At 70.7% G+C, this 18672-nt stretch carries 15 protein-coding genes; 13 read left to right on the top strand and 2 right to left on the bottom strand.

Annotated features, from left to right (window positions below; genetic code table 11):
• Positions 1–24 precede the first annotated feature (24 nt).
• The 11 genes from ACFYXA_RS29370 to ACFYXA_RS29420 all read left to right on the top strand — a co-directional run bounded on the left by ACFYXA_RS29370 (position 25) and on the right by ACFYXA_RS29420 (position 14127).
• Positions 25–1641, top strand: a complete 1617-nt coding sequence (locus ACFYXA_RS29370; RefSeq protein ID WP_352249731.1) for a carboxyl transferase domain-containing protein — start codon at positions 25–27, stop codon at positions 1639–1641.
• Between the two features lie 11 nt (positions 1642–1652).
• Positions 1653–3584: an acetyl/propionyl/methylcrotonyl-CoA carboxylase subunit alpha gene (locus ACFYXA_RS29375; protein WP_389038510.1), complete on the top strand. Its 1932-nt coding sequence runs from the start codon at positions 1653–1655 to the stop codon at positions 3582–3584.
• On the top strand, positions 3581–4534 hold the full coding sequence (locus ACFYXA_RS29380) for a hydroxymethylglutaryl-CoA lyase (RefSeq protein WP_356684508.1): 954 nt from the start codon (positions 3581–3583) through the stop codon (positions 4532–4534). Before ACFYXA_RS29375 ends, ACFYXA_RS29380 begins: the two co-directional genes overlap by 4 nt.
• Positions 4534–5694: an acyl-CoA dehydrogenase family protein gene (locus tag ACFYXA_RS29385; RefSeq protein WP_389038514.1), complete on the top strand. Its 1161-nt coding sequence runs from the start codon at positions 4534–4536 to the stop codon at positions 5692–5694. Before ACFYXA_RS29380 ends, ACFYXA_RS29385 begins: the two co-directional genes overlap by 1 nt.
• Positions 5695–5874: 180 nt before the next feature.
• Positions 5875–6921 (top strand): ABC transporter substrate-binding protein, encoded by a 1047-nt coding sequence (locus ACFYXA_RS29390; RefSeq protein WP_389038517.1) that lies wholly within the window; start codon positions 5875–5877, stop codon positions 6919–6921.
• 133 nt (positions 6922–7054) lie between these two features.
• Positions 7055–7918: a siderophore-interacting protein gene (locus ACFYXA_RS29395; RefSeq protein WP_389038520.1), complete on the top strand. Its 864-nt coding sequence runs from the start codon at positions 7055–7057 to the stop codon at positions 7916–7918.
• A 191-nt stretch (positions 7919–8109) separates the two neighbouring features.
• Positions 8110–9576, top strand: coding sequence for a lysine decarboxylase DesA (gene desA / locus ACFYXA_RS29400; RefSeq protein ID WP_389038523.1), 1467 nt, complete (start codon positions 8110–8112; stop codon positions 9574–9576).
• Positions 9560–10837 (top strand): lysine N(6)-hydroxylase/L-ornithine N(5)-oxygenase family protein, encoded by a 1278-nt coding sequence (locus ACFYXA_RS29405; RefSeq protein ID WP_389038525.1) that lies wholly within the window; start codon positions 9560–9562, stop codon positions 10835–10837. Before desA ends, ACFYXA_RS29405 begins: the two co-directional genes overlap by 17 nt.
• Entirely contained in the window at positions 10834–11397 is a 564-nt protein-coding gene (locus ACFYXA_RS29410; RefSeq protein ID WP_389038528.1) for a GNAT family N-acetyltransferase, read from the top strand. The genes ACFYXA_RS29405 and ACFYXA_RS29410 overlap by 4 nt, the downstream gene beginning before the upstream one ends.
• On the top strand, positions 11394–13169 hold the full coding sequence (locus ACFYXA_RS29415) for an IucA/IucC family protein (RefSeq protein ID WP_389038531.1): 1776 nt from the start codon (positions 11394–11396) through the stop codon (positions 13167–13169). Before ACFYXA_RS29410 ends, ACFYXA_RS29415 begins: the two co-directional genes overlap by 4 nt.
• A gap of 70 nt (positions 13170–13239) precedes the next feature.
• A complete protein-coding gene (locus ACFYXA_RS29420) occupies positions 13240–14127 on the top strand; it encodes a DUF4429 domain-containing protein (RefSeq protein WP_352249711.1) in 888 nt (295 codons plus the stop codon).
• 21 nt (positions 14128–14148) lie between these two features.
• On the opposite strand, the gene ACFYXA_RS29425 is transcribed toward ACFYXA_RS29420, so the two are convergent.
• Positions 14149–15711 (bottom strand): purple acid phosphatase family protein, encoded by a 1563-nt coding sequence (locus ACFYXA_RS29425; RefSeq protein ID WP_389038534.1) that lies wholly within the window; start codon positions 15709–15711, stop codon positions 14149–14151.
• Positions 15712–15897: 186 nt separating this feature from the next.
• On the opposite strand from ACFYXA_RS29425, the gene ACFYXA_RS29430 reads away from it, so the two are divergent.
• Both ACFYXA_RS29430 and glmS read left to right on the top strand, forming a co-directional pair.
• Positions 15898–16155: a hypothetical protein gene (locus tag ACFYXA_RS29430; protein ID WP_130437517.1), complete on the top strand. Its 258-nt coding sequence runs from the start codon at positions 15898–15900 to the stop codon at positions 16153–16155.
• Between the two features lie 24 nt (positions 16156–16179).
• Positions 16180–17997 (top strand): glutamine--fructose-6-phosphate transaminase (isomerizing), encoded by a 1818-nt coding sequence (glmS, locus tag ACFYXA_RS29435; protein ID WP_130436637.1) that lies wholly within the window; start codon positions 16180–16182, stop codon positions 17995–17997.
• Positions 17998–18089: 92 nt separating this feature from the next.
• On the opposite strand, the gene ACFYXA_RS29440 is transcribed toward glmS, so the two are convergent.
• Positions 18090–18617, bottom strand: a complete 528-nt coding sequence (locus tag ACFYXA_RS29440; protein WP_130436636.1) for a universal stress protein — start codon at positions 18615–18617, stop codon at positions 18090–18092.
• Between the last annotated feature and the right edge of the window lie 55 nt (positions 18618–18672).

Below are 18672 nucleotides of genomic sequence, written 5' to 3' on the forward strand. Positions count from 1 at the left end.
TCACTGGGTGAGGGGACCGCAAGGATGGAGCAGGCACCGGAGCTGACGAGCGCGGCGGACCCCGCGTCGGAGGCCTGGCGGGCCAACGAGGAGGCCCACCGCGCACTCGTCGAGGAGCTGCGCGGCAAGCTCGCCGCCGCCCGTCTCGGCGGCGGCGAGAAGGCGCGCGAGCGGCACACCGCGCGCGGGAAGCTGCTGCCGAGGGACAGGGTCGACGCCCTTCTCGACCCCGGCTCGCCCTTCCTGGAGCTCGCCCCCCTCGCTGCCGACGGGATGTACGAGGGGCAGGCCCCGGCCGCCGGCGTGATCGCCGGGATCGGCCGGGTCAGCGGCCGGAACTGCGTGATCGTCGCCAACGACGCCACCGTCAAGGGCGGCACGTACTACCCGATGACCGTGAAGAAGCACCTGCGGGCGCAGGAGGTGGCGCTGGAGAACCGGCTGCCCTGTCTGTACCTGGTGGACTCCGGCGGCGCCTTCCTGCCGATGCAGGACGAGGTGTTCCCCGACCGCGAGCACTTCGGGCGGATCTTCTACAACCAGGCCCGTATGTCGGGCGCCGGCATCCCGCAGATCGCCGCCGTCCTCGGTTCGTGCACGGCGGGCGGCGCGTACGTCCCGGCGATGAGCGACGAGGCAGTGATCGTGCGCGGACAGGGCACGATCTTCCTCGGCGGCCCGCCGCTGGTGAAGGCCGCCACCGGCGAGGTCGTCACCGCAGAGGAGCTGGGCGGCGGCGAGGTCCACGCGCGCGTGTCGGGCGTCACCGACCATCTCGCCGAGGACGACGCGCACGCGCTGCGGATCGTGCGGACCATCGTCTCCACGCTGCCGGCCCGGCCGGCCCCGCCGTGGGAGGTCCGCCCGGCCGTCGAGCCCAAGGTCGACCCCTACGGGCTGTACGGCGCGGTCCCCGTCGACTCCCGTACCCCCTACGACGTACGGGAGGTCATCGCCCGTATCACCGACGGCTCCCGCTTCGCCGAGTTCAAGTCGGAGTTCGGGCAGACCCTCGTCACCGGCTTCGCCCGGATCCACGGCCACCCGGTGGGGATCGTCGCCAACAACGGCATCCTGTTCTCCGAGTCGGCCCAGAAGGGCGCCCACTTCATCGAGCTGTGCGACCAGCGCGGCATCCCGCTGCTCTTCCTCCAGAACATCTCCGGCTTCATGGTCGGCCGCGACTACGAGGCGGGCGGCATCGCCAAGCACGGCGCCAAGATGGTGACCGCGGTCGCCTGCACGCGCGTGCCGAAGCTGACCGTCGTCGTCGGCGGCTCGTACGGCGCGGGGAACTACTCGATGTGCGGCCGGGCCTACTCCCCCCGCTTCCTGTGGATGTGGCCCAACGCCAAGATCTCCGTGATGGGCGGCGAGCAGGCCGCCTCCGTCCTCGCCACCGTCAAGCGCGACCAGTTGGAGGCGCGCGGCCAGGAGTGGCCCCTGGAGGAGGAAGAGGCGTTCAAGGACCCGGTCCGCGCGCAGTACGAGCGCCAGGGCAACGCCTACTACGCCACCGCCCGCCTGTGGGACGACGGCGTGATCGACCCGCTGGAGACCCGGCAGGTACTGGGCCTGGCCCTGACCGCCTGTGCCGACGCGCCGCTGGGAGACCCCCAGTTCGGCGTCTTCCGGATGTGAGGAGGGGACCCTTGTTCGACACCGTGCTCGTGGCCAACCGCGGCGAGATCGCCGTCCGCGTCATCCGCACCCTGCGCTCGCTCGGCGTGCGTTCGGTGGCGGTCTTCTCCGACGCCGACGCCGACGCCCGGCACGTCCGGGAGGCCGACACCGCCGTGCGGATCGGCCCGGCGCCGGCCGCCGAGAGCTATCTGTCCGTGGAGCGGCTGCTGGAGGCCGCCGCCCGCACCGGCGCCCAGGCCGTCCACCCGGGGTACGGCTTCCTCGCGGAGAACGCCGCCTTCGCGCGCGCGTGCGCCGAGGCGGGGCTCGTCTTCATCGGGCCGCCCGCCGAGGCGATCGCCCTGATGGGCGACAAGATCCGCGCCAAGGCGACCGTGCGCGAGGCCGGGGTGCCGGTCGTGCCGGGCTCGTCCGGCAGCGGCCTCGACGACGGGCAGCTGATCGAGGCGGCTCGCGAGATCGGCGTGCCCGTGCTGCTGAAGCCGAGCGCCGGCGGCGGCGGCAAGGGCATGCGCCTGGTCCGCGACCCGGCCGTGCTCGCCGACGAGATCGCCGCCGCCCGCCGTGAGGCCCGCGCCTCCTTCGGCGACGACACGCTCCTCGTGGAGCGGTGGATCGACCGGCCCCGCCACATCGAGATCCAGGTGCTGGCCGACGCCCACGGCAACGTCGTCCACCTGGGCGAGCGCGAGTGCTCCCTCCAGCGCCGGCACCAGAAGATCGTCGAGGAGGCGCCCAGCGTCCTGCTCGACGAGACGACCCGGGCCGCGATGGGCGAGGCGGCGGTCCAGGCGGCCCGTTCCTGCGGCTACCGGGGCGCGGGCACAGTGGAGTTCATCGTCCCGGGCGGTGACCCGACGGCGTACTACTTCATGGAGATGAACACCCGCCTCCAGGTGGAGCACCCGGTCACCGAGCTGGTCACCGGCCTGGACCTGGTGGAGTGGCAGCTGCGGGCGGCTGCGGGCGAGCCGTTGGCGTTCGGCCAGGACGACATCGCCCTCACCGGGCACGCCGTCGAGGCGCGGCTGTGCGCCGAGGACCCCGCCCGGGGCTTCCTGCCCTCCGGCGGCACGGTGCTCAGGCTGCGCGAGCCGCAGGGCGACGGCGTCCGCACCGACTCGGGGCTCGTCGAGGGCTCCGAGGTCGGCAGCCTGTACGACCCGATGCTGTCCAAGGTGATCGCGTACGGCCCCGACCGGGCGACGGCCCTGCGGAAGCTGCGGGCGGCCCTCGCGGAGACGGTCACGCTGGGCGTGCAGACCAACGCCGGGTTCCTGCGCCGGCTGCTGGCCCATCCGGCGGTCGTGGCGGGCGAGCTGGACACCGGGCTTGTCGAGCGGGTCGCGGAGGACCTGGTCCCGGCCGACGTGCCCGAGGAGGTCTACGAGGCCGCCGCGGCCGTACGCCTTCACGCGCTGAGCCCGCGCGGGGACGGCTGGACGGATCCCTTCTCGGTGCCGAACGGCTGGCGGATGGGCGGTGCGCCCCGGCCGGTCGCCTTCCCCCTGCGGGTGACCGAGCCCGTTCAGTACACGGCGCGCGGCTCCCACACCGTCACCGAGGACCGCGTCCACGTCACCCTCGACGGCGTCCGGCACTCCTTCCACCGGGCCGGCGACTGGCTGGGCCGGGACGGCGACGCCTGGCACGTGCGCGACCACGACCCGGTCGCCGCCTCCCTGTCGGGCGCCGCGCACGCGGGCGCCGACTCGCTGACCGCGCCCATGCCGGGCACGGTGACGGTGGTGAAGGTCGCCGTCGGCGACGAGGTGGCCGCCGGGCAGAGCCTGCTGGTGGTGGAGGCGATGAAGATGGAGCACGTCATCTCCGCCCCGCACGCCGGCACGGTCGCCGAACTGGACGTCGCACCGGGCACGACGGTCGCCATGGACCAGGTCCTGGCGGTCGTCGCACCGCACGAGGAGGCCGCGGGATGACATCGCCGGACACCCTGCGCGGGCTCCCCATGGTCGTGCCGGCCGGGGGCCTGCCCGCGCGCGTCAGGATCCACGAGGTCGGGGCGCGCGACGGGCTGCAGAACGAGAAGACGGCCGTGCCGACCGAGGTGAAGGCGGAGTTCGTGCGCCGGCTCGCCGGGGCAGGACTGACGACGATCGAGGCCACCAGCTTCGTGCACCCCAAGTGGGTGCCCCAGCTGGCCGACGCCGAGCAGTTGTACCCGCTGGTGTCCTCGCTGCCCGTCGAGCTGCCCGTCCTGGTGCCCAACGAACGCGGACTGGACCGGGCGCTCGCCCTCGGCGCCGGCCGGGTCGCCGTGTTCGCCAGCGCCACCGAGTCCTTCGCCAAGGCCAACCTCAACCGCACGGTGGACGAGGCGCTCGCCATGTTCGAGCCGGTCGTGGCCCGCGCGAAGGCGAACGCCGTCCATGTGCGCGGCTACCTCTCCATGTGCTTCGGCGACCCCTGGGAGGGCGCGGTCCCGGTCCCCCAGGTGGTGCGGGTGTGCCGGGCGCTGCTCGACATGGGGTGCGACGAGCTGAGCCTCGGCGACACGATCGGCGTCGCCACCCCCGGCCACGTCGTGGAGCTGCTCACCGCGCTCGGCGAACAAGGCGTCCCGGCGGGCGTGTTGGGCGTGCACTTCCACGACACCTACGGGCAGGCCCTCGCCAACACCCTGGCCGCGCTCCAGCACGGCGTCACCACCGTCGACGCCTCCGCGGGCGGTCTCGGCGGCTGCCCGTACGCGAAGTCCGCCACCGGCAACCTCGCCACCGAGGACCTCGTGTGGATGCTGCGGGGCCTCGGCATCGACACCGGGGTCGACCTCGGCCGTCTCGTCGCCACAAGCGTCTGGATGGCCGAACAGTTGGGCCGACCCAGCCCCTCCCGCACCGTGCGGGCCCTGTCCCACAAGGAGCAGTGATGGACCACCGTCTCTCCCCCGAACTCGAGGAACTCCGCCGCACGGTGGAGGCGTTCGCCCATGACGTGGTCGCCCCGAAGATCGGCGACTTCTACGAGCGGCACGAGTTCCCGTACGAGATCGTCCGCGAGATGGGCCGGATGGGCCTGTTCGGGCTGCCGTTCCCCGAGGAGTACGGCGGCATGGGCGGCGACTACCTGGCGCTCGGCATCGCGCTGGAGGAGCTGGCCCGCGTCGACTCCTCCGTCGCCATCACCCTGGAAGCGGGCGTCTCGCTGGGCGCCATGCCGCTGCACCTGTTCGGCACGGAGGAGCAGAAGCGCACGTGGCTGCCGCGTCTGTGCTCCGGGGAGATCCTCGGCGCGTTCGGCCTCACCGAACCCGACGGCGGCTCGGACGCGGGCGCGACGCGCACGACGGCGCGGCTGGACGAGGCGACGAACGAATGGGTGATCAACGGCACGAAGTGCTTCATCACCAACTCGGGCACCGACATCACCGGTCTGGTCACGGTCACGGCGGTCACCGGCCGCAAGCCGGACGGCAGGCCGAAGATCTCCGCGATCATCGTCCCGTCGGGCACGCCCGGCTTCACGGTCGCCGCCCCCTACTCCAAGGTCGGCTGGAACGCCTCCGACACCCGCGAGCTGTCCTTCGCGGACGTGCGCGTCCCGGCGGCGAACCTGCTCGGCGAAGAGGGCCGCGGCTACGCCCAGTTCCTGCGCATCCTGGACGAGGGCCGGATCGCGATCGCGGCCCTGGCCACCGGGCTGGCCCAGGGCTGCGTGGACGAGTCGGTGAAGTACGCGCGTGAACGCCAGGCGTTCGGCCGCCCGATCGGGGCGAACCAGGCCATACAGTTCAAGATCGCCGACATGGAGATGAAGGCGCACACGGCGCGTCTCGCCTGGCGTGACGCGGCGTCCCGGCTGGTGGCCGGCGAGCCCTTCAAGAAGGAGGCGGCACTGGCGAAGCTGTACTCCTCGACGGTCGCAGTCGACAACGCCCGTGACGCCACCCAAGTCCACGGCGGTTACGGCTTCATGAACGAGTATCCGGTCGCCCGCATGTGGCGGGACTCCAAGATCCTGGAGATCGGCGAGGGCACCAGCGAGGTGCAGCGGATGCTGATCGCAAGGGAGTTGGGGCTCGCGGGCTGATCCCCGGCGAGCGGGGTACCCGAAGTGGCCGCGGCGGTGCGCCCGTCGCGGCCTTCGGCATGGCCGCTCCCCGCCCGGACCTGACACCTGAGCGAGGACTGGACAAGATCTGAGGTTAGGCTAACCTACATTCGAACTTGCCCTCTGGGTCATCAGCCCCGTTCGAAAGCAGCCGATCTCATGTCCAACGCCACCACCCATCTCACCCGCCGCGGCGTCCTCGCCGCCGGTGGCGCCCTCGGCCTCGGGGCCGTCCTCGCGGCGTGCGGCGACGACGACGCGAAGAGCGGTGGCTCGGACTCGACCGCCGCCCCCTCCGCCAAGTCGGGCCCCTGGACGTTCAAGGACGACCGCGGCACCACCGTGAAGCTCGACAAGACTCCGGCGAACATCGTCGCCTTCACCGGCGTCGCCGCCGCCCTGTTCGACTACGGCGTCCAAGTCAAGGGCGTCTTCGGCCCGACCAAGACGACCGCGGGCAAGCCCGACGTCCAGGCCGGCGACATGGACATCTCCAAGGTCGAGATCATCGGCAACGTCTGGGACGAGTTCAACGTCGAGAAGTACGCGGCGCTCGCTCCCGACGTGCTCATCTCCACCATGTTCGACAACGCCGGCACCCTCTGGTACGTCCCCGAGGCCTCCAAGGACAAGATCGCCAAGCTGGCCCCCAGCGTCGGCATATCCGTCTACGACCGCCAGCTCACCGCGCCTCTGGAGCGCATGTGGGCGCTGGCCGGGTCCCTCGGCGCGGACCTGACCGCCGCCAAGGCCACCGACGCCAAGAAGCGCTTCGAGGCCGCGGCCACCCGGCTGCGCGCCGCCGCCAAGGCCAAGCCCGAGATCAAGGTGCTGGCCGGTTCCGCGAGCGCGGAGCTGTTCTACGTCTCCGGCACCAACCTCTCCATCGACCTCGAGTACTTCAAGGCCCTCGGCGTGAACTTCGTCGAGCCGCCGGAGAGCGCCAAGGCGCAGGGCGGCGGCTGGTTCGAGTCGCTCAGCTGGGAGAACGTCGACAAGTACAAGGCCGACATCATCATGCTGGACGACCGCTCGCAGGCGCTGCAGCCGTCGGCGATCACCAAGCCGACGTGGAAGCAGCTGCCGGCCGTCAAGGCGGGGCAGGTCATCGGACGGTCGCCGGAGCCGATCCTGTCGTACGACAAGTGCGTGCCGCTGCTGGAGAACCTCGCGAAGGCGCTGGAGTCCGCGAAGAAGGTCGCCTGATCACGGTGGCCTGACGTCGCGGGTGAGCTGCGGGTCCGGCTGCGGCTGGTCGCGCCCACGCGGCTGAGCCGCATATCGACACAGCCCCGCGCCCCTGGGGTTGTCGCTCTGCCCCCCATTCCAGGAGTCCCCCATGACCACGGCCGTCGCAGCACCGTTCCGCTTCTTCGCCCTCCGGGTCGCCCGGACGACACGGCTCGACGCCTCTCTCGTCCGGGTCACCTTCACCGGGGAGGACCTTCGGTACTTCTTCTCCGACGGGTACGACCAGTCGCTCTCGCTCTTCCTGCCGCACCCCGGGCAGAGCGAGCCCCGGATCCCGTACGAGCTCGGGGACGGCTGGTGGCAGGCGTGGCGTGAACTCCCGGACGACGTGCGGGCGGTGATGCGCTCGTACACGCTCCGGTCGCTGCGCCGGGACGCCTCGGGGCGGACCGCGGAGATCGACGTCGACTTCGTGCTGCACACCCCGGCCGGTCCGGCCTCCCGGTGGGCCGCCCGGGCCGCCGCCGGGGACCGGGTGGTGCTGCTCGGTCCGGCGATCGCCGACAACCGGGCGATCCGCTTCCGGGCGCCCGAGGACACCGACCTGGTGCTGCTGTGGGGCGATGAGACGGCGCTGCCCGCGATCTCCTCGATCCTGGAGTCGCTGCCGGCCGGTCTGCGGGTGCGGGCCTGGCTGGAGGTCCACGACGCCGGGAGCATGCGGGGCCTCGCGACGGCGGCTGACGCCGAGATCACCTGGCTCGTGCGGGGCGAGGGCGAGCACGCCGGCGCGGAGGGCGACGAGGGCTCCCCCATGGCCCTCGACGCCCTGCGCGCCGCCCTGCTGCCGTCCGCCGAGCGGCCGTACGTGTGGATCGCGGGCGAGTCGGGGTGCGTGAAGCAGCTTCGCCGGCACTTCGTCGGCGAGCGCGGCATCGACCGGCGCCGGGTCACGTTCGTCGGTTACTGGCGCCGGGGCCTGTCCGAGGAGCAGCTGCGCGAGCAGGAGTGAGAGCGGGCAGTGGAGCGGCCAACACCCGTCCCTTCAAAGGAAGTTGACTGCCCGACAAACGTGAGGACCGTCACGGGAGCGGCCGGGCTTGAGGCGCTTCAACTTAGGTTAGGCTTGCCTAAGTAGAACCCGAGGTTCCGCCCCTGCGTCCGTTCCCCGAGCGGACCGTCCCCACCCGGAGGACCCCCACCATGCGCTCGCACCTGCTCAATGACACGACCGCGGAGCACTACCGCCGCTCCGTGACCGAAGGAGTCGAGCGGGTGGCCGCCAAACTCGCCGCCACCGACCGTCCGTTCACCGGCGTCTCGGTCGACGACCTCGCCCCCCGGATCGAGGGCATCGACCTGGACAAGCCCCTGCACGACACCGCGGCCGTCCTGGACGAGCTGGAGGAGGTCTACCTCCGCGACGCGATCTACTTCCACCACCCCCGCTACCTCGCGCACCTCAACTGCCCGGTCGTCATCCCCGCCGTCCTCGGCGAAGCCGTCCTCTCCGCCGTCAACTCCTCCCTCGACACCTGGGACCAGTCGGCCGGCGGCACCCTCATCGAGCGCAAACTGATCGACTGGACGGCCGAGCGCATCGGTCTCGGCCCCGCCGCCGACGGGGTCTTCACCTCCGGCGGCTCGCAGTCCAACCTCCAGGCGCTGCTGCTGGCCCGCGAGGAGGCCAAGCCGGGACGCGACGGATGGGAAGGGCCTGCCGCCCTCGGCAAACTGCGCGTCTTCGCCTCCGAGGTCAGCCACTTCAGCGTGAAGAAGTCCGCGAAACTGCTCGGCCTCGGACCGGACGCCGTGGTGTCCGTCCCCGTCGACCACGACAAGCGCCTGCAGACCCTCGCCCTCGCCCGCGAGCTGGAGCGCTGCACCGAGGCCGGCCTGATCCCCATGGCCGTCGTCGCCACGGCCGGCACCACCGACTTCGGCTCCATCGACCCGCTGCCCGAGATCGCCGAGCTGTGCGACCGGTACGGCGCCTGGATGCACGTCGACGCCGCCTACGGCTGCGGCCTGCTCGCCTCGGTGAAGTACCGCGGCCGCATCGACGGCATCGAGCGCGCCGACTCCGTCACCGTCGACTACCACAAGTCCTTCTTCCAGCCGGTGAGTTCCTCGGCGGTGCTGGTGCGCGACGCGGCCACGCTGCGGCACGCCACCTACCACGCCGAGTACCTCAACCCGCGCCGCATGGTGGAGGAGCGCATCCCCAACCAGGTGGACAAGTCCCTTCAGACCACGCGCCGCTTCGACGCGCTCAAGCTGTGGATGACCCTGCGCACGATGGGCGCCGACGGCATCGGCGCGCTCTTCGACGAGGTGTGCGACCTCGCCGCCGAGGGCTGGGAACTGCTCGCCGCCGACCCGCGCTTCGACGTCGTCGTCCAGCCCTCGCTGTCCACGCTCGTCTTCCGCTACATCCCCGCGGCCGTCACCGACCCGGCCACGATCGACCGCGCCAACCTCCACGCCCGCAAGGCCCTGTTCGCCTCCGGCGACGCCGTGGTCGCGGGCACCAAGGTGAACGACCGCCACTACCTGAAGTTCACCCTGCTCAACCCCGAGACCACGACCGCCGACATGGCCGCCGTCCTCGACCTCATCGCCGGCCACGCCGAGCAGTACCTGGGAGAACCCCTTGACCGCGCTTCCTGACACCACGGACACGACCTACGACTTCGTGGGCATCGGGCTCGGCCCCTTCAACCTCGGCCTGGCCTGCCTCACCGAGCCCATCGAGGAACTGAACGGGATCTTCCTGGACTCCAAGCCCGACTTCGAGTGGCACGCCGGCATGTTCCTCGACGGCGCGCACCTGCAGACGCCGTTCATGTCGGACCTGGTGACCCTCGCCGACCCGACCTCGCCGTACTCCTTCCTCAACTACCTGAAGGAGAAGGGGCGGCTGTACTCGTTCTACATCCGCGAGAACTTCTACCCGCTGCGGGTCGAGTACGACGACTACTGCCGCTGGGCCGCGAACAAGCTGAGCAACGTCCGCTTCTCCACGACCGTCGGCGAGATCGTCCACGACGGCGAGCGGTACGTGGTGCGCACCACCGCCGGCGAGGAGTTCCGCGCCCGCCGGCTGGTCCTCGGCACCGGCACCTCGCCGCACTACCCGGAGGCGGTCAGCGGCCTGGGCGGCGACTTCTTCCACAACTCCCGCTATGTGCAGAACAAGGCGGAGCTGCAGAAGAAGCGGTCGATCACGATCGTCGGCTCCGGCCAGTCGGCCGCCGAGATCTACCAGGACCTGCTGAGCGAGATCGACGTCCACGGCTACCAGCTGAACTGGGTCACCCGCTCCCCCCGCTTCTTCCCGCTGGAGTACACCAAGCTCACGCTGGAGATGACCTCCCCGGAGTACGTCGACTACTTCCGCGCGCTGCCCGAGGCCACCCGCTACCGGCTCAGCGCCCAGCAGAAGGGCCTGTTCAAGGGCATCGACGGCGACCTCGTCAACGACATCTTCGACCTGCTCTACCAGAAGAACCTCGGCGGCCCGGTCCCCACCCGCCTGCTCACCAACTCCGCCCTCACCGGCGCCACCTACGAGGACGGCGCCTACCGCCTGTCCTTCCGCCAGGAGGAGCAGGAGAAGGACTTCGAGCTGACCTCCGAGGGACTGGTCCTGGCGACCGGATACGCCTACACGGAGCCCGAGTTCCTCCGGCCGGTCCGCGACAGACTCCGCTACGACTCCCGGGGCAACTTCGACGTCGCCCGCAACTACGCCATCGACAGCACCGGCCGGGAGGTGTTCCTGCAGAACGCGGGCGTCCACGCCCACAGCATCACCTCGCCCGACCTGGGCATGGGCCCCTACCGCAACAGCTACATCATCCGAGAGCTGCTCGGCAGCGAGTACTACCCGGTCGAGAAGACCATCGCGTTCCAGGAGTTCGCCGTATGACCCCCACCACCGGCTCCCCCACCGGCATCGGGCCCCTCACCCTCCGGCCCCTCGACCCCCTGAAGGACGCCGAGTTGCTGCACGGGTGGGTGACGCACCCCAAGGCCGCCTACTGGATGATGCAGGACGCGACGCTCGTGGACGTCGAGCGGGCGTACATGGAGATAGCCGCCGACGAGCACCACCACGCCCTGCTCGGGCTGCACCGCGGCGCGCCGGCCTTCCTCATGGAGTACTACGACCCGGCCCACCGTGAACTGGTCGGGCTGTACGAACCGCGGCCCGGCGACATCGGCATGCACTTCCTGGTCGCCCCCACCGACCGGCCCGTGCACGGCTTCACCCGCGCGGTCATCACCGCCGTCATGGCCCGCCTGTTCGAGGACCCGGCGGTGCGGCGCGTCGTCGTCGAGCCGGACGTCTCCAACACGGCCGTGCACGCCCTGAACGAGGCCGTCGGCTTCGTCCCGGAGCGGGAGATCGCCAAGCCGGAGAAGAAGGCGCTGCTGAGCTTCTGCACGCGGGAGCAGTTCGCCGCCGCGACGGGGGTGGCCGTATGAACCTCGTCGACTCCGTGGCCCACCTCTCCCCCGAGCGCTGGGAGACCGCCAACCGTCTGCTGGTGCGCAAGGCCCTCGCCGAGTTCGCCCACGAGCGGCTGCTCACCCCCGAGCCGGAGGGCGACGGCGGCCGGTACGTCGTCCGCAGCGACGACGGGCTGACCGAGTACCGCTTCGCCGCCGTGCGTCGCGCCCTCGACCACTGGCAGGTCGACGCCGACTCCATCACCCGCAGCCGGGACGGCGTCGAACTCCCGCTCGCCGCTCTGGACTTCTTCATCGAGCTGAAGACGACGCTGGGCCTGAGCGAGGAGATCCTGCCGGTCTACCTGGAGGAGATCTCCTCCACCCTCTCCGGCACCTGCTACAAGCTCACCAAGCCGCGGCTCACCTCGGCGGAGCTCGCGCGCGCGGGCTTCCAGGCCATCGAGACCGGGATGACCGAGGGCCACCCCTGTTTCGTCGCCAACAACGGGCGGCTCGGCTTCGGCGTCCACGAGTACCTGTCGTACGCGCCGGAGACGGCGAGCCCGGTGCGGCTGGTGTGGCTGGCCGCCCACCGGTCGCGGGCGGCGTTCACCGCGGGCGCCGGCATCGAGTACGAGTCCTTCGTCCGGCAGGAGCTGGGCGAGGAGACGGTCGAGCGGTTCGAGGCGCGGCTCACCGACCGGGGGCTGGACCCGGCCGACTACCTGCTCATCCCGGTCCACCCCTGGCAGTGGTGGAACAAGCTGGCGGTCACCTTCGCCGCCGAGGTCGCCCGGGGGAACCTGGTGTGCCTGGGCGAGGGCGAGGACGAGTACCTGGCGCAGCAGAGCATCCGGACGTTCTTCAACAGCTCGCACCCCGAGAAGCACTATGTGAAGACGGCGCTGTCCGTCCTCAACATGGGCTTCATGCGCGGCCTGTCTGCGGCGTACATGGAGGCGACCCCGGCGATCAACGACTGGCTGGCGCGGCTCATCGAGAACGACCCGGTGCTGAGGTCGTCGGGTCTGTCGATCATCCGGGAGCGGGCGGCCGTGGGCTACCGGCACCTGGAGTACGAGGCGGCGACCGACCGCTACTCGCCGTACCGCAAGATGCTGGCCGCGCTGTGGCGGGAGAGCCCGGTGCCGTCTCTGAAGGACGGCGAGTCGCTCGCCACGATGGCCTCGCTGATCCACGTGGACCACGAGGGCAGGTCGGTGGCCGGCGCGCTGATCGAGCAGTCGGGCCTGGCGCCCACCGAGTGGCTGCGCCACTACCTGGAGGCGTACTACACCCCGCTGCTGCACTCGTTCTACGCCTACGACCTGGTCTTCATGCCGCACGGCGAGAACACCATCCTGGTGCTGCGGGACGGGGTCGTGCAGCGGGCGGTCTACAAGGACATCGCCGAGGAGATCGCGGTGATGGACCCTGACGCGGTGCTGCCGCCGGAGGTGCGGCGGATCCGGGTGGAGGTCCCCGAGGACAAGAAGCTGCTGTCGATCTTCACGGACGTCTTCGACTGCTTCTTCCGCTTCCTCGCCGCGGACCTCGCCGCCGAAGGGGTTCTGGCGGAGGACGAGTTCTGGCGCACGGTCGCCGAGGTGACCCGTGCGTACCAGGACGCGAACCCCGGACTGGCCGAGCGGTTCAAGCAGTACGACATGTTCGCGCCGGAGTTCGCGCTGTCCTGCCTCAACCGGCTCCAACTGCGCAACAACAGGCAGATGGTGGACCTGGCGGACCCCTCGGGCGCCCTCCAGCTGATCGGAACCCTGGAGAACCCCGTCGCCGGGTTCTGATCGCAAGGGACGGGCGCCCCCGAGTACGGTCCTCGGGGGCGCCCGTCGCCGTCTTTGGAAGAATCCTCCCATGGCGGAAATCATCCAGAAGGACGGCACCTGGGTCTTCGACGGCGACGCGCTGCGGCTGACCCCGGGGAGGGACAAGAACGTCGGCCTGTTACGCCGCACTCTCGGCGAACTCACGGTGCCGTTGGAGGCGTTGGCGGGGGTCTCGTTCGAGCAGGGGAAGAAGGCCGGACGGCTGAGGCTGCGGCTGCGGGACGGCGCCGACCCGTTGCTGCACGCGACGGGCGGCCGGCTCAGCGAGCCGCACGACCCGTACCAACTCCTCGTCGAGAGCGACCGTTTCGGTGTCGCCGAGTACTTCGCGGACGAGGTGCGCAACGCGCTGCTGCTGGAGGAGGTCCCCTCCGGCGCGGTGGAGGCGTATCTGCTGCCCGGGCCGTCGGTGCCGCTGTCGGTGTCCGCCGGGGACGGCACGGCGAGCTTCGACGGCGAGTGCGTGAAGCTGGAGTGGAACTGGAAGACGGAGGAGGCCAAGGCGGCCGCCGGGACCCGCACGCTGCCCGTCACCGAGATCACGGCCGTGGAATGGCATCCGGCGGCGGGCCTGGGCAACGGGCATCTGCGCTTCACCGTCCGGGGAGCGGCCACCAAGGCGCCGCCCAAGTACGACACGAACGCGGTCGAGTTGTGGGGCTTCAGGAAGGATCCGCTGATGGCGCTGGTGGCGGCGGCCGTGCAGGCGCGCCTGCCGCACCCTTCGGGCGCCCCCGAGGACGCGGCGCCCGGGCCGCGTGAACCACTCGCTCCCGCTCCCCCGGCCGTCCCCGCCGGGGACGAACACGACGTGCTGCTGCGGCGGTTGCGTGAGCTGGGCGGGCTGCACCGGGACGGGGTGCTGACGGACGAGGAGTTCGCCGTGGCCAAGCAGGCGGTCCTCAAGCGGATGTGAGGACCGCCCGCGCGCACGGGACTACTTCGCCTTGCGCGCCACCGTGAAGTGATCGACCCGCTCACCGCTCTCGGCGATGCCGCGCACGGTGAGCGTGGCCGTGCGGCCCTCGGCGGCGGGGGCGACGTCGACGCGCAGGAACGAGTAGTCGAGGTAGCGCACCCGGGACCAGGCGACGGTCTCCTTCTGCTTTCCGTCCTTGGTGTTGACGAACGAGGCGACGGACTCCACGTCGCCGACATGGCCCTCGTAGGACAGCGGGGCGGTGAAGGAGTACAGGCTGCGTCCCGCGGCGCCCGCGGTGACGTAGACGACGCCGTCGGTCTCGGGATAGGCGGTGCCGCCGATCGGGAGTTCGCGGGTGACCTTGCCGCCCTTGATGACGTCGGTGCGCTCGTACTGGTGGTTGTGGCCGTTGATGACGAGGTCCACGGTGTACTTCTCGAACAGCGGCACCCACTCCTGGCGCACTCCCCCCTCGGAGGCGTGGGCGGTGGAGGTGCAGTAGGCGCAGTGGTGGAAGAAGACGACGACGAAGTCGATGTCCTTCGCCGTGCGGTACTTCTTCAGCTGGGCTTCCAGCCAGGTGGTCTGGGTGCCGCCGGAGATGCCGAGGTTGGCCGGGATCTCGAAGGAGACGTCGTTGGCGTCGAGGGAGATCACCGCCGTGTTGCCGTAGACGAAGGAGTAGACGCCGGGGAGGTTCCTGCGGTCGGGGCCGTTGCCGGGGAGGTTCCAGCGGGCCTCCTCGCCGCCGTAGCCGTTGGGCGAGTACCAGGCCTCCATGTCGTGGTTGCCGAAGGCCGGCATCCAGGGGACGGACTTGGCGACGGACTCGGTCTGGGCGAGGAACTGGTCCCAGATCCGGGAGTCGAAGCCGGTGTCGGCGGTCTTGCCGGCGCCGGAGGGGTCGGCGTAGGCGATGTCCCCTGCGTGCAGATGGAAGGCGGGGTTCTGGCCGAGGAGGAGGCTGTTGTTGGCGAGGCCGTGGTAGCTGACGCCCTCGTCGCCGAAGGCGGTGAAGGTGAACGGCCCCTTGTGCGCGGGGGCGGTGGTGAAGGTGCCCACGGTGCCGGCGAAGCGCGGGTCGGCCGGGTCGAAGCCGTCGTGGCCGACGCCGTAGAAGTACGTCCTGCCGGGCTTGAGACCGGTCAGCCTGGCGTGCACGTAGTACTGGGTGTGGTTGCCGCTCGCGCCGACTCCCGCCGGGGTGAAGAGGGTGCGCACCTCGGCCTCGATCTTGACGGAGAGGTGCGAGGCGTGGGTGCCGATCCGGACGAAGGGCTTCTTCACCGCAAGCGGCACCTGCCAGGAGATGCCGATCTCCGTGCGGGGGTCGTCGCCGAAGGCCAGGTGGCGGCCGAAGGGGGCCACCAGGGAGCCGTCGACGGTCTCGGCGGCGGCGAAGGTCTGCGTGGGTACGGCGGCCTGTGCGGTGGCGCCGGGGACGAAGGCGCCGCCGGCGACGGCGCCCAGGGTGACCGCGCCGCCCCTGATCATCGTGCGCCGGGAGAATCTGGTGCGCAGGTACTCGTGCTGCTCGGCCATGCTCATGCGGGCGGCGAGCCGCTCGGGTACGCCCATGCGAGGAGTGTCCATGAGGCCCGAAACTCGCTGCCCCGGGCAACGGTTCGCGGGCGCGGGGGTGGACGGCGCGCGAACAGCCACTCATGACAGATCCAATGTTGTGCCAAAGATCGTCCGCAAGCGGTTGCCCGTAATCGGGCAGGATTCTTGCGAAACCCGCTCCGGTACCTCAGGATCTACCGGGTGCACGACGAACTCGTTGATCATCTGACGCGCTCCTCGCCCCTGCGGCGGGGCGAGGCGCTGCGGGTGATCCAGGACGTGCTCGCCTACTTCGACGAGACGACCGAGGACTACGTCCGTCGCCGCCACCGCGAGCTCCAGGCCCAGGGCCTGGTCAACGCGGAGATCTTCGAACGGATCGAGGCGGACCTGAAATACCGTGCGGTGGCCCCGCCGGAGCTCACGCTCCGGCAACTGCGGCGCATCGTCTACGGGTGATCGAAAGCTTGGGGAAACGTATACATGTGCGGAATCGTCGGATACATCGGGAAGCGTGACGTCGCCCCGCTGCTCCTGGAGGGCCTTCAGCGCCTGGAGTACCGCGGCTACGACTCGGCGGGCCTCGTCGTCACCTCCCCGAAGGCGGCCGGCCTGAAGATGGTCAAGGCCAAGGGCCGCGTCCGCGACCTCGAGGCGAAGGTCCCGGCCCGCTTCAAGGGCACCACGGGCATCGCCCACACCCGCTGGGCCACCCACGGCGCCCCCTCCGACGTCAACGCCCACCCGCACATGTCGGCCGACCTGAAGGTCGCCGTCGTCCACAACGGCATCATCGACAACGCCGCCGACCTGCGCCGCAAGCTGGAGGCGGACGGCGTCGAGTTCCTCTCCGAGACGGACACCGAGGTCCTCGTCCACCTCGTCGCCCGGTCCCAGGCCGACAAGCTGGAGGACAAGGTCCGCGACGCGCTGCGCGTGGTCGAGGGCACCTACGGCATCGCCGTCATGCACGCCGACTTCAACGACCGGATCGTCGTCGCCCGCAACGGCTCGCCGGTCGTCCTCGGCATCGGCGAGAAGGAGATGTTCGTCGCGTCGGACATCGCCGCCCTGGTCGCCCACACCCGCCAGGTCGTCACCCTGGACGACGGCGAGATGGCCACCCTCAAGGCCGACGACTTCCGCACCTACACCACCGAAGGCACCCGCACCACCGCCGAGCCCACCACCGTGGAGTGGGAGGCTGCCTCCTACGACATGGGCGGCCACGACACCTACATGCACAAGGAGATCCACGAGCAGGCCGACGCCGTGGACCGCGTGCTGCGCGGCCGCATCGACGACCGCTTCTCCACCGTGCACCTCGGCGGCCTCAACCTGGACGCCCGCGAGGCGCGCCAGATCCGCCGCGTGAAGATCCTCGGCTGCGGCACCTCGTACCACGCGGGCATGATCGGCGCCCAGATGATCGAGGAGCTGGCCCGCATCCCCGCCGACGCCGAGCCCGCCTCCGAGTTCCGGTACCGCAACGCGGTCGTCGACCCCGACACCCTGTACATCGCCGTCTCCCAGTCCGGTGAGACGTACGACGTGCTGGCCGCCGTCCAGGAGCTGAAGCGCAAGGGCGCGCGGGTGCTGGGCGTGGTGAACGTGGTCGGCTCGGCGATCGCCCGTGAGGCGGACGGCGGCATCTACGTGCACGCCGGCCCCGAGGTGTGCGTCGTCTCCACGAAGTGCTTCACCAACACCACGGTCGCCTTCGCCCTGCTCGCGCTGCACCTGGGCCGCACCCGCGACCTGTCGGTGCGCGACGGCAAGCGGATCATCGAGGGGCTGCGCAAGCTGCCCGGCCAGATCGCGGAGATCCTGGAGCAGGAGGCCGAGATCGAGAAGCTGGCCGAGCAGTTCGCCGAGGCCCGCTCGATGCTCTTCATCGGCCGCGTGCGGGGCTACCCGGTGGCCCGTGAGGCCTCCCTGAAGCTCAAGGAGGTCTCCTACATCCACGCCGAGGCCTACCCCGCCTCGGAGCTGAAGCACGGCCCGCTGGCCCTGATCGAGCCGGCCCTGCCGACGGTCGCGATCGTCCCCGACGACGACCTGCTGGAGAAGAACCGCGCCGCCCTGGAGGAGATCAAGGCCCGCAGCGGCAAGATCCTCGCGGTGGCCCACGAGTGCCAGGAGAAGGCCGACCAGACGATCGTCGTCCCGAAGAACGAGGACGAGCTCGACCCGATCCTGATGGGCATCCCGCTCCAGCTGCTCGCCTACTACACGGCGAAGGCCCTCGGCCGGGACATCGACAAGCCGCGCAACCTGGCGAAGTCGGTCACCGTCGAGTAGAAGAAGCGACACGGGTGGGCCCCCTGACGGGACGTCAGGGGGCCCACCCGCATAGAAGCCTCAAGTCACTCCGACGAGGGACGCGTCGGGGGTCAGGGGATGACGACGACCGGCCGCTTCGCGCGCTTGGCGAGCCGGCCGGCGACGGAGCCGAAGATGCGCCCGACGATGCCGTGCGTCGAGCCGACCACGATCGCGTCGGCCTCGTACTCCCGCCCCACCTCTTCGAGTTCGTGGCAGATGTCACCGCCGCGCTCGACCAGGATCCAGGGCACCTCGGAGAGGTAGTCGGCGCAGGCGAGCTCCAGCCCGAGCACCTCGGTGCGGTGGTCCGGCACATCGACGAAGACCGGCGGCTCGCAGCCCGCCCACACCGTGGTGGGCAGCCGGTTGGCCACGTGGACGATGATCAGCCCCGAGCGGGAGCGATGGGCCATGCCGATGGCGTACGCGAGGGCGCGCTCACTGGACATGGAGCCGTCGAAACCGACGACCACCCCGTGCTTGAAAGCGGGATCGCAGGACGGGCGTGTCTCTTCCGCCGCCAGGGGCTCGGCCGCCGTCGGGTCGGCGACGGGCCGCTTGCGGTCCGCGGGTTCGAAGAATTCGTGACCGGCCATGGCTGTCTCGGCGTATCGATCCTTAATACGGGTGGGACGAGCGGGAGTGGTGGAG

The organism is Streptomyces sp. NPDC002566 (assembly GCF_042889585.1).
Lineage (GTDB): Bacteria > Actinomycetota > Actinomycetes > Streptomycetales > Streptomycetaceae > Streptomyces.

What these genes read in the sequence shown, in the direction of transcription:
- ACFYXA_RS29380 (WP_356684508.1), top strand. Translation starts at nt 3,581, where the DNA reads ATGACATCGCCGGACACCCTGCGCGGGCTCCCCATGGTCGTGCCGGCC.
- ACFYXA_RS29415 (WP_389038531.1), top strand. Translation starts at nt 11,394, where the DNA reads ATGAACCTCGTCGACTCCGTGGCCCACCTCTCCCCCGAGCGCTGGGAG.
- ACFYXA_RS29425 (WP_389038534.1), bottom strand. Translation starts at nt 15,711, where the DNA reads ATGGGCGTACCCGAGCGGCTCGCCGCCCGCATGAGCATGGCCGAGCAG.
- ACFYXA_RS29390 (WP_389038517.1), top strand. Translation starts at nt 5,875, where the DNA reads ATGTCCAACGCCACCACCCATCTCACCCGCCGCGGCGTCCTCGCCGCC.
- desA (WP_389038523.1), top strand. Translation starts at nt 8,110, where the DNA reads ATGCGCTCGCACCTGCTCAATGACACGACCGCGGAGCACTACCGCCGC.
- ACFYXA_RS29440 (WP_130436636.1), bottom strand. Translation starts at nt 18,617, where the DNA reads ATGGCCGGTCACGAATTCTTCGAACCCGCGGACCGCAAGCGGCCCGTC.
- ACFYXA_RS29395 (WP_389038520.1), top strand. Translation starts at nt 7,055, where the DNA reads ATGACCACGGCCGTCGCAGCACCGTTCCGCTTCTTCGCCCTCCGGGTC.
- ACFYXA_RS29410 (WP_389038528.1), top strand. Translation starts at nt 10,834, where the DNA reads ATGACCCCCACCACCGGCTCCCCCACCGGCATCGGGCCCCTCACCCTC.
- ACFYXA_RS29385 (WP_389038514.1), top strand. Translation starts at nt 4,534, where the DNA reads ATGGACCACCGTCTCTCCCCCGAACTCGAGGAACTCCGCCGCACGGTG.
- glmS (WP_130436637.1), top strand. Translation starts at nt 16,180, where the DNA reads ATGTGCGGAATCGTCGGATACATCGGGAAGCGTGACGTCGCCCCGCTG.
- ACFYXA_RS29420 (WP_352249711.1), top strand. Translation starts at nt 13,240, where the DNA reads ATGGCGGAAATCATCCAGAAGGACGGCACCTGGGTCTTCGACGGCGAC.
- ACFYXA_RS29370 (WP_352249731.1), top strand. Translation starts at nt 25, where the DNA reads ATGGAGCAGGCACCGGAGCTGACGAGCGCGGCGGACCCCGCGTCGGAG.